At 51.1% G+C, this 10,691-nt stretch carries 8 protein-coding genes; 4 read left to right on the forward strand and 4 right to left on the reverse strand.

Features of this window, described 5'->3' with window-relative positions:
* Positions 1 to 164: 164 nt before the first annotated feature.
* Entirely contained in the window at positions 165 to 2,465 is a 2,301-nt protein-coding gene (locus HY774_23170; protein ID MBI4751391.1) for a cyclic nucleotide-binding domain-containing protein, read from the reverse strand.
* 127 nt (positions 2,466 to 2,592) lie between these two features.
* A complete protein-coding gene (locus HY774_23175; protein MBI4751392.1) occupies positions 2,593 to 3,495 on the reverse strand; it encodes a LysR family transcriptional regulator in 903 nt (300 codons plus the stop codon).
* 387 nt (positions 3,496 to 3,882) lie between these two features.
* Here HY774_23175 and HY774_23180 point away from each other — a divergent pair, with 387 nt between their 5' ends.
* Complete coding sequence (locus HY774_23180) at positions 3,883 to 4,443, forward strand: flavodoxin family protein (protein ID MBI4751393.1); 561 nt, start codon at positions 3,883 to 3,885, stop codon at positions 4,441 to 4,443.
* Positions 4,444 to 4,571: 128 nt separating this feature from the next.
* Complete coding sequence (locus HY774_23185) at positions 4,572 to 5,297, forward strand: pirin family protein (GenBank protein ID MBI4751394.1); 726 nt, start codon at positions 4,572 to 4,574, stop codon at positions 5,295 to 5,297.
* Positions 5,298 to 5,447: 150 nt separating this feature from the next.
* Here the strand turns inward: HY774_23185 and HY774_23190 are convergent, their stop codons facing one another.
* Positions 5,448 to 6,755: an HlyC/CorC family transporter gene (locus HY774_23190; protein ID MBI4751395.1), complete on the reverse strand. Its 1,308-nt coding sequence runs from the start codon at positions 6,753 to 6,755 to the stop codon at positions 5,448 to 5,450.
* 162 nt (positions 6,756 to 6,917) lie between these two features.
* On the opposite strand from HY774_23190, the gene HY774_23195 reads away from it, so the two are divergent.
* Positions 6,918 to 7,589 (forward strand): DNA alkylation repair protein, encoded by a 672-nt coding sequence (locus HY774_23195; GenBank protein ID MBI4751396.1) that lies wholly within the window; start codon positions 6,918 to 6,920, stop codon positions 7,587 to 7,589.
* Positions 7,590 to 7,817: 228 nt separating this feature from the next.
* Here HY774_23195 and HY774_23200 read toward each other — a convergent pair whose 3' ends face one another.
* Positions 7,818 to 8,705 (reverse strand): LysR family transcriptional regulator, encoded by an 888-nt coding sequence (locus HY774_23200; GenBank protein ID MBI4751397.1) that lies wholly within the window; start codon positions 8,703 to 8,705, stop codon positions 7,818 to 7,820.
* A 605-nt stretch (positions 8,706 to 9,310) separates the two neighbouring features.
* On the opposite strand from HY774_23200, the gene HY774_23205 reads away from it, so the two are divergent.
* On the forward strand, positions 9,311 to 10,486 hold the full coding sequence (locus HY774_23205; GenBank protein ID MBI4751398.1) for a 2-isopropylmalate synthase: 1,176 nt from the start codon (positions 9,311 to 9,313) through the stop codon (positions 10,484 to 10,486).
* The last annotated feature ends 205 nt before the right edge of the window (positions 10,487 to 10,691 follow it).

Raw genomic sequence — 10,691 nt, forward strand, 5'->3', positions numbered from 1 at the left:
GGATGAAGGATGAGGGATGAAAAAAATCACCTTGTCACCCTGTCACCCTGTCACCCTGTCACCCTGTCACCTTGTCACCTTGTCAGTCAGTCATTTCTAATGAATACAAGTACTTTGGGTTTGCTGACATATTTGTTCATTCTCAATTCTTCATTCTTCATTCTTCAGGTCCAGGGCAACTTAAAATACCTGAGGGTATCAACCCCGTAACGATAGCCGGCCTCGATGATTTGTTCAAAGGCGGTAAATTCAAGCATTCCAAACTCACTGACTGGCGGCGCCAGATATAAATCGGCATCCCGCTGGACGGCATTGGCGACGTTGGTACTACTGAGCAGTAACGACCGGATAATTGTATCGAGGATAGTCGGTACGCCGAGGTTTTTTTCACCGTGCAGCACCCGATCTTTCAAGGCGCCCCAGGCCGAAGGAAACTGTTCGCGCTTGGGGACCAGATCTTCTTCCGGGCTCACATTGATCACAATGTTAAACCCACTCCCAAAATCGCGGACAAGGTTTCCAGGTAAGTTATTAAAGACGGCGCCGTCAACCAAAATATTTTTCCCATCAATGACCGGGACAAAGACACCAGGGAGCGAACTGCTGGCCCGCAAGGCATTGACGAGCGGCCCTTCGCGGTGAATCATAATTTCAGCCGTGGTTAAATTACTGGAAACACAAAAGAAATTGATCCAGGTGTCTTCAATTTGATGGTCTTCAAATGAAGACTGGATGGCTCTGAGGGCACGATGGCTTTTCAAAAAAGCAAACACCGGGATGGTGTAATCCGAAGCTGGCTCCATATCAACCCATCCGATTTTGTTCCGGTGCTTGAGTTGTTCCCAATTCCACTGAAGCGCAATTTGAGCCCCGGCAATGGCGCCCATGCTGGTGCCTCCGATGATGTCAATTGGAATGCCAATTTCCTGCAACGCTCGATAAACCCCGAGGTGCGCCAGGCCCCGGGCACCACCACCACCCAACACCAGCCCTACGGCATGGCCAGTCATTACCCGCGCCAGTCGTTCAAAGTCTTCCTGCCGGTCTATGACAATATGAAAATGGTTTTCCACCGGGCGCAGATCAATCCACTGTTTGGTGCCACTTGGAAGTTGATCGCGGTTGGGGTGGATCAACACCAGCGATTGGGGTGGCGATGTGATCGAATTCATCCCGGCCAGAAAGCGCTCTTCGGCTTCTCGCAGTTTGGGTGATTCGTGGGCGAACGCCGTGAGCAGGATTCGATCTGCTTGCCGAATACAGCGTTGCGTCCAGGCCGAGGCCCCAGGCTCGGCCACATACACGACAAATTGATAGAGTAATTCCTGTCGGTCAAGCCAGGCGGTTAACCGGATGCTCAGCGGGTCTTCCACACTGGACTGGGAAATCCCCGGATTTCCTAACTCAGCATCAACCCGTTGCGCCGTCAACACCAAAACCTTGCCAAAGGTGTGCAGGGCAGCTTCCAGTTTTTGAGCAAAGCGTTCAACCGGCAACCCGTTACTGAGTGGAATGATCGCAATGTTTGAAATTTTGCGGGTGACCGATGACCAGCGGATGCGCGACGTTGACTGCTGACCGAGTCCTCCGTAGCGAATGCTGCCTTTGTTCCCTTGATGGAGTTCACGCGTCCGCAGCCGCTTGATCAGTGTTTGAATAATAAACTGGGTGATGTTTGGGTAGCGCTCGCTCAACCGGGTGAAGCTGGCATGATTAAATCGAATCAGAATGCTGTCACGTGAGGCAAAAATGCTGGCGGTGCGAGATTCGTGAGTGAAAAAGGCAATCTCCCCAATGATTTCTCCACGGCCAATATCATTGAGGACTCGCTGATTTCCGCTTTGATCATTGAGCACCGCATAAAGGTGACCACTCATGACCAGATACACGGCGCCTCCGACATCCCCTTGTGAAAACAGACATTCACCTTGTTGCAGATATACCCATTCGGCGTGTTCTTCGGCCATTTGGAGGGCTTCATCATCCATTGAACCAACCAGCGGAGGCAGCACCGTCAGCATTAGCTCCCGCTGGAGCCGAACCTGAATAATCTGAGTGACGCGGTTGATCAGGTCGGGAACGCGGCTGATGGCATGTTCAAACGTGGCCCGTGGAATTTTCAGGACCATAGCCTCAGTATCGGCATACACGCTGGCGGTCCGTTTGCCGCCGGTCAAAACCTGAATTTCCCCAACTGGTTGCCCCACCAGCACCGTGCCCACGGTTTGTTCATGCCCTTCTGGCTGCTTCACCGTGACGCGAAGCGTTCCGTTCAGGACCAGATAAATCGCATCGGCGATGTCACCCTGACGAAAAAGAAGGACATCTTTGGCCAATCGAATGCGGTAGAGTTCTCCGGACATATCCTGGATCAGGTCAGTCGGGAATCCCTGGAACAATTCAGTGGTTTTCAACCACTGTTCAATCTCTGGAACAGAAGGAAGTGGGGTATTGGAAGATTGCATGGGCCTGGATGTATCAGTTAGGAATGAAGAATGAAGAATGAAGAATGAAGAATGATTCCTGGTCATTCAATCACTCGATCAGTTTGTCAGCGGGGCATTCTGCCACTTCTTAATTTATTTCAGCAAGTTATGTGTTCAGTCGTTGCTTTTGAGTGTTGTCGCGCACGATTTTCAGAAACGCGTGCACCACGGGTGACGAATCATCACCCCGCCAGGCCACCATCACATCCACCGTCGGAGCAGGTGGCTCCAGATCAACATAGACAATCCCAGGCATTTGAAACACTCGGGCCGAAGCTGGAATCAGGGTGATGCCCATTCCGGCGGCAACAAAACTCAACAAGATCTGAAGTTGACTGGCTTCCTGGATGATTCCCGGTGTGTAGCCGGCTGATCGAAAAATCTGACTGACCAGCGAGAAAAACCCGCAGCCCAAGCTTTGAGGGACAAACACAAAGGCATCCTTCGCCAGAGCTTGAAGTGAAACCTGAGACTGATCTTTCAACGGATGCGACTGGTGGAGTGCCACAATCAATGGTTCCCGCAGCAACCGTTCGCATTCGATATTGTCGGCCAGATCATCTGGTTGAATTAAAAACCCGACATCAATGTGTTTGTGTTCGAGAGCATGGATTTGCTGTAGCGTCGGCATTTCGGTCACGATCAGATCAACGTGTGGAAAGCGGGACCGATAGGTGTGCAAAATCTTGGGAATCAAGTCATAGGTGGACGAACCTTCAAGGCCGACCACCAGTTTCCCGATTTCACCACGCCCGGCGCGAGTGGCAATCTGGAGCGCCTGATCCGCCTGGGCCAGCGTTCGGCGGGCTTCGGCCAGAAAGAGCCGGCCTGCTTCGGTGACTTCGACTTTGCGTTTGGTGCGTTCGAAAATCTCAATTCCGATTTCTTCTTCCAGTTCACGAATCTGTTTACTGAGTGCCGATTGTGAGACGTGCAGCTTTTCAGCCGCCCGGTTGAAATTGAGTTCATCGGCCACGGCAATGCAATAGCGAAGGTGTCGTAGTTCCATAGGGTTCGGGGTTCAGGGTTCGGGGTTCGGGGGTCAGGGTTCGGGGGTCAGGGTTTGGGGTTTGAGGTTTGGGGTTTTCGATAGATCTTCAAGGAATCTCTTTGAGACTGTTTGGAAATTCAGTGTTTTAACCTGCGAAGCGGGTTCAAGAACAATTTTGTTTTAAATCAACAACTTGCAAAAATCCCAATCATTTCCAAACAGTCTCTTTGGTCTTTTTCGTCCTTTTGGCCTTTTCAAACCCGAAACCCCGAACCCTGACCCCCGAACCCCGAACTAATCTCTTTTAGCGATTAAGTGATGAGAACAATGTATTGGACTCCTAGCGTGGAATCTGGGTATTGTCAACGCGGTCAGGAATTTGGATTTCATCACAAAGGAGTGTATATGGGACGTGTTGCAATTGTGTATCACAGTGGATATGGACATACAGCGGCGCAAGCCGAGGCCGTCGCCCGAGGCGCGGCATCTGTCGAGGGTACCACTGTTGAAGTTTTTACTTCGGATGATGCCATCACCAATTTGGAAAAATTAAATGACTTTGACGCCATTATTTTTGGAAGCCCAACCTATATGGGCAGTGTTTCCAGCAAGATGAAAGCGTTTATGGAAGCCAGTTCGAAGATGTGGATGGAGCTGAAATGGAAAGACAAAATCGCCGCCGGTTTTTCAAATTCCGGGAGCTTGAGCGGCGATAAACTCAACACGCTGCTCCAGTTCGCGGTGTTTGCCGGCCAGCACGCCATGATTTGGGTGGGAATGGATGTGTTGCCATCTGGGGCACCCGGCGACCCGGAAAGTATCAATCGCGTCGGTAGTTTCCTCGGCGCCATGGCGCAATCCACTCACGGAACAGCCGTTCCGCCAGACGGCGATTTAAAAACAGCGGAACTGCTTGGCCGCCGGGTGGCGCTCACCGCCCAGCAATGGGTGCGTGGAAGACAGTGAACAATGAAAGAAAGGGCTGAGGGCTGAAGAAAGCGGCTGAAGAATTGGTTTTATTTCATCCCTCATCCTTCATCCCTCATCCCTTCGATTGCCCTGAGCCCTCATCCCCAGATTAAAGGAGGTTTCAAATGATTACCGTCCGACCAGGAACTGAACGCGGACAAACTCAAACCTATTGGCTCGATAGCCGACATTCGTTCTCATTTAATATGTATTTTGATCCAAAGCATATGGGATTTCAGCACCTGCGAGTGATCAATGAAGACTGGATCCGGCCAGGCGCCGGTTTTGGAATGCACTCGCACGCGGATATGGAAATTTTGACCTATGTGATCAAAGGCACGCTTGCCCACAAAGACAGCACGGGTGGCGTGGGCGTCATTCAGGCGGGTGAAGTTCAGCGGATGTCCGCCGGAACCGGCATCAGCCACAGTGAATTTAATCACTCAGATACTGAAGAAGTGCATTTGTTTCAAATCTGGCTACTGCCCGAACGCAAAGGATTGCAGCCGGGATATGAACAGCGTCAATTTGCCGCTACAGATCGCCAGGATACGCTCTGTCTGGTGGCGGCCCGTGATGGACGCAGCCAGGCACTGACAATTTATCAAGACGTAGATTTTTACGTTGCCAGTCTGACGGCCCCCGGAAAAACCGTAAGTCACCGCCTGTGCCCAACCCGGCACGGATGGCTTCAGATTGGACTTGGACGTGTGAACGTCAATGGAGTTGAATTGAAGACCGGAGATGCCGCCGCCATCAGCGATGTCGAACGTGTTGAAATTGAAGCACTTGAACCGTCTGAAATTCTTTTCTTTGATCTGGCGAACAATCCCAAGCCAAATCATCATTGAGGGTTGAGCAGATAAATATTTCTTTGGAGTGCTGCAACTTGCTGCAGCTTTGAAAAGCGGTGACAAGTCACTGCACTCCAAAGAATTCTTTTTCTGAAACCGGGTTATGGGAAGACATCGGGTGATGATTTCGACGGAAATGAACGTGCTTTATATTGGTTCAATGAGCGTGACGGCTACTTTTCCAACTCGATTTCCCTCCATGGCCAGCACCGTAAATTGCCAGTTCCCATGACGAAATTGATCACCAGCAACTGGAATTTTTCCCAACTCAAATAAGACAAAACCGCCCAGGGTTTGAAAAGCGCGTTTGGCTTCCATCGGGATTTGGATTTCAAGCAGGTCTTCGAGTTCGATCAAGGGAAACATCCCATCCAGTTGATACTGTGATGTTCCCTCGACACAGACCATCACCCGGCGAATTTCTTCAGGCTGATGGCCTATCTGTCCAAGAATGGCTTCTGATAACTCATCAGCCGTGATCATTCCCTCGATATCCCCGTGTTCGTCAATGACAAACAACACCTGGGCTTGCGCCTGTTGAAAATGATCCAGAACTTTTAACGCGGGCACGTGTTCGGGGATAAAAAGAGGTTTGTGGAGGACTTCGGTGAGATGGATTTGGCCTTGACTGAGAAAGAGATCGAGAATTTCCCGAATGTGAACCACGCCAATGACGGTATCAAGCCCACCACGACACACTGGAATCCACACCTGCCGGGTCACACGAATTTTCTGGCGAATCTGTTCGTACGAATCACCCACGTCAATCCACACAATTTCAAGCCGGGGAATCATCACACCTGCCGTCAACCGCTCGCTCAATCGAAACACCCGGTAGACAATCTCCTTTTCGGTTGGTTCAAACACCCCCGCTTCCGTGCCTTCAGAAATCAGAATCCGGACTTCATGTTCGGTGACCGAAGTCGGCTCCGGCTCGTGTTGGCCAACCAGGTGGAGGAAAAAATTGGTGGTTTGACTGAGTAGCCAGACCAGTGGCCTGGCGACGAGCGACAGTCGAACCATCATCGGAGCCACCCGTGAAGCAATGGTTTCCGGGGCATTGAGTGCAATTCGTTTCGGCACCAGTTCTCCAAAAACCACCGAGCAAAACCCGATGCTTCCCACCACCATGAGCAGGCTCAGAACCTGACTGAATGGGGACAGGAGCGGAATCTGGCTGATCCAGCCGGCGATAAACCCGGCCAGAGTGGCTTCCCCAACGGCCCCGGCCAGAATTCCGACAAAGGTAATACCAATTTGAATGGTGGATAAAAACCGATTTTGGGACTCAATCAAACTCAGCGCCACACCAGCCTGGTCATCACCGAGGGCCTGGCGTTGCCGGAGGCGTTCTGGGCGGGATGAAACAATCGCCATTTCTGACATGGCCAGCAGTCCGTTTCCGCCAATCAACACCACAAGAATGCCAATTTGAACCAGTACACCAGAGGTCATAACATGCCATTTTGATGGAAATGCAGTTTGGCCCGTGTGCAGTTCAAGCCATCAAAATCCCGCACGCCAGGCTTTCAGATTTGATATAGACATAACTGAGTTATTTTGAGAAGATGCAATTGCCGACACCATATCATGCACGAACGGGAGTTCACCAAAAAGATGACGATTCAGGAAGTTTTGCAGCAACTGGAAGCACTCGGGACAGAACAAGCCCGGAAAGTTTACCGCCAGCACGGTATCACCACGCCGATGTTTGGGGTCAGTTACGCCCATCTGGGGAAACTACAGAAAAAACTCAAAACGAATCATGACCTGGCCGTCGAGCTCTGGAATTCCGGCAATCACGATGCCCGGATTCTGGCCACGATGATTGCCGATCCAAAACAACTTACGCTGGCGCAAGTTGAAGCCTGTGTGGATGAATTATCCAATTATGTCATCACTGATGCTTTGACCGGACTGGTCGCGAAAACATCGGTTGCCAGGCAGGTCCTGGATATGTGGAAGAACAGTGAAACGGAATGGACTGGACAGTTGGCCTGGGGAATTTTGGGAAGGCTTGCGGTTTCAGATTCAACGCTTCCAGATGATTTTTTCAAACCGTACCTCGACATCATCGAGCGGGAGATTCATACCCGCCCGAACCGCGTCCGGCACTCAATGAATGGCGCCTTGATCGGCATCGGCATGCGCAATGCGCAACTCGAAGCCGAAGCCCTTCGAATTGCTGCTGCCATCGGCAAAGTCAAAGTTGACCATGGCCAAACCAGTTGCAAAACCCCGGATGCCGCCAGCTATATCAAAAAGGCGAAAGCACGAGGGGCAAAATAGGGTTCAGGGTTTTCAGAAGGGATGAGGGATGAAGGATGAGGGATGAAAAAATCCCCTTGTCGCCTTGTCATCTTGTCCGGGGTTCAGGGTTCAGGGTTTTCAGAAGGGATGAGGGATGAAGGATGAGGGATGAAAAAAATCCCCGTGTCCCCGTGTCCCCGTGTCCCCCTGTCATCTTGTCCGGGGTTCAGGGTTTTCGTCCTTTTTGTCTTTTCGCAAACCGGAACCCTACCCTGGCGGCTGCAACGATTGAGCCAGCCGCAGAAAGGCTTTGCCCGCGTGCGAAAGGCCGGACTTGCGGCGATGCACCAGATACAGTTTGCGTTCGACTTTCATTTCCTTGATCGGAATCCCAACCAGCAACTTGTGGTCGAGTTCGTTTTGAACCGCCAGTTTGGGCAGAATGCAGACCCCGCTTCCAAACTGGATGTAGCGTTTGATGGCTTCGATAGAGGGCAGTTCAAGTGTGATGTTAAGTGGTGTTTTGTAGCGTTGAAATGTTTCCATAACTTTCTGGCGGTACGGAGAAACGACATTGTGCGCCGCAAATGACTCCATTTCCAGCTCCGTAATCGAAACCAGGTCTTTTGAAGCCAGCGGATGCGTCGGCCCAACGACCAGCACCAGTGAATCGGTTCCAACTTCGATTGACTGCAACCCAGGCTCCTGGGGCTGGAATGAGATTACACCCATATCTACTTCACGATGAATAACTTGCATTGGGATTTCGCTGGCCCGGCTGCGTTTGACCTCAACCTTGATGCGCGGGTACAACCGGCGAAATTCCGCCAAAACCGGGAGCAAATACATCACGGTGTATTCATTGGCCCCAATTTGGAGTTTTCCTTGATGCAGGCTGCGGAGTTCCTTGAGCGCATTGGTGGCTTCGCGCCGGACATTGAGCATTTCCTGGGCAAAATCAAAAAGCAACTCGCCGGCATCGGTTAGGCGACCGTCCTTAAACGCACGATCAAAGAGCACTTCCCCGACATCGTCTTCCAGTTTGCGAATGGATTGGCTGACCGCCGCCTGCGTTCGGTGCATTTTTTGGGCCGCCCGGGAAAAACTTTTTTCCTGAGCGACAGCTAAAAAGACCTCTAATTGAGAAAGATCCATACCCTGGTTGGTGCCTCCGCAACGTCCCGTTTCAAATCTGTCGCCAGTGTTTTTAAAATTCTGAAGCGAAAGGGGTTGTGTAAATTTTGGGAATCACTTTCAAGTTCTCTCAAACCCACAACCGCACGTCTGATCAGTATTAGTAAAAACTGAAGTGTAATTCAATTACACTTATATCATAAGCATTTCTTATGATATTACAAGAATTATAAATTTGACTACTGTTTTTTTTTGCTCTACCGTAGCCCTCGCCAATAAGTCATACCGCCCTTCATCTGCTGGAGGGTGCATTTCCCAACAGGGAAAGGCTTTTCCAAAGCCCTGCCTTTGGCATTTGGCTGACTCAATAACTAGACTGGGCCGGGTTGGGGTACGTAGGTAGAGGGGGAATGTGAGCCCAACCCTCGCCCTGGCTAGTATATTTTCCAACGCTTCAGATCAGGCAATCTGCCGCGTTGCATCTTTTCAAGGAAATCCACTTCGTTGACACCGATCCACTTCTGTCAGGGCAGGTCAGGCCCGGACTCAGGAAAGGTGTGTTTTGCCATCGGAGCGGACTTTTCAGGTTTATCCTGTACCATTTTGAAAGAAAAGGAGTTCGTGCAATGGAATCCGTACGTGTCACTGTCTTCGACACGACGCTGCGCGATGGAGAGCAGTCTCCGGGCTGTAGCATGACAATCAACGAAAAGCTGCGAATGGCCCATCAGCTTGATCGTCTGAGTGTAGACGTTATCGAAGCCGGCTTTCCGGCGGCCTCAGGCGGTGACTGGGCCGCCGTCAATGCGGTGGCAACTCACTTCCGCCGCCCAGCGATTGCCGCCCTGGCTCGGGCCTGCGACGAAGACATTACCTGCGCTGGAAAAGCACTGGCTCCTGCCCATCATCCCCGCATCCACACCTTCATTGCCACATCCGACATTCACCTGACTTACAAATTGCGACGCAGCCGGGAACAGGTGCTTGACCAAGCCTGTCAGGCCGTAAAACTGGCGCGCACCTTTGCCGATGAGGTTGAATTTTCACCTGAGGATGCCACCCGCACTGACCTTGACTATCTGTGCCAGGTCGTGCGCGAAGTCATCGCCGCCGGTGCGACCGTGGTGAACATTCCCGATACAGTCGGCTACACGATTCCTTCCGAAATGTCGGTGATCATCAAAACGCTGTTTGAGCGCGTGGACAACATCCATCAGGCGACGATCAGCGTGCATTGTCACAACGATTTAGGGCTGGCCGTGGCCAATTCACTGGCCGCTATCGAGGCCGGTGCCCGTCAGGTTGAATGCACCATCAACGGGATTGGTGAACGCGCCGGAAATGCCTCGCTCGAAGAACTTGTGATGGCCCTTTCCGTGCGACGCGACGTGCTGGCCTATCAAACCCAAATTGCATCGGAATTGTTATTTCCAACCAGTCAGCTTTTGTCTGAAATTACAAATATTCCAGTCCAGCCAAACAAGGCAATTGTCGGACGCAATGCGTTTGCCCACGAAGCGGGTATCCACCAGGACGGCGTGCTCAAAAACCGGCTGACCTACGAAATTATGACGCCGGAATCAGTTGGTGTTCCTGAAAACCGGCTGGTGCTTGGGAAACATTCCGGGCGTCACGCCTTGATTAAGCATTTTGAACGGCTTGGGTATCGGTTTGACCGGTTTGAAATTGACCGGCTCTATCGGCATTTCATTTCGCTGGCTGACCAGAAGAAAGAAATCACTGACAGCGATCTGATTTCCCTGGCTGAAGATGTACACGAAATTTCGCGGTTAACAGCTTGAAGGAGAGGGTTCAGGGTTTAAAAGACAAAAAGGACATAAAGGACATAAAGCAATTTCTTCGAAGACCCTGAACCCTGAACCCTGAACCCTGAACCCTGTTGAATATCATTAAATCGTATACAGGAAAGTATCATAAATTGTATACACTTTCGGAAACAAAAAAGTGAGCTAAAGTGTCATCCTCTAGTTAAGAAGGAGGAGAAAA

The organism is Acidobacteriota bacterium (assembly GCA_016208495.1).
GTDB lineage: Bacteria > Acidobacteriota > Blastocatellia > Chloracidobacteriales > Chloracidobacteriaceae > JACQXX01.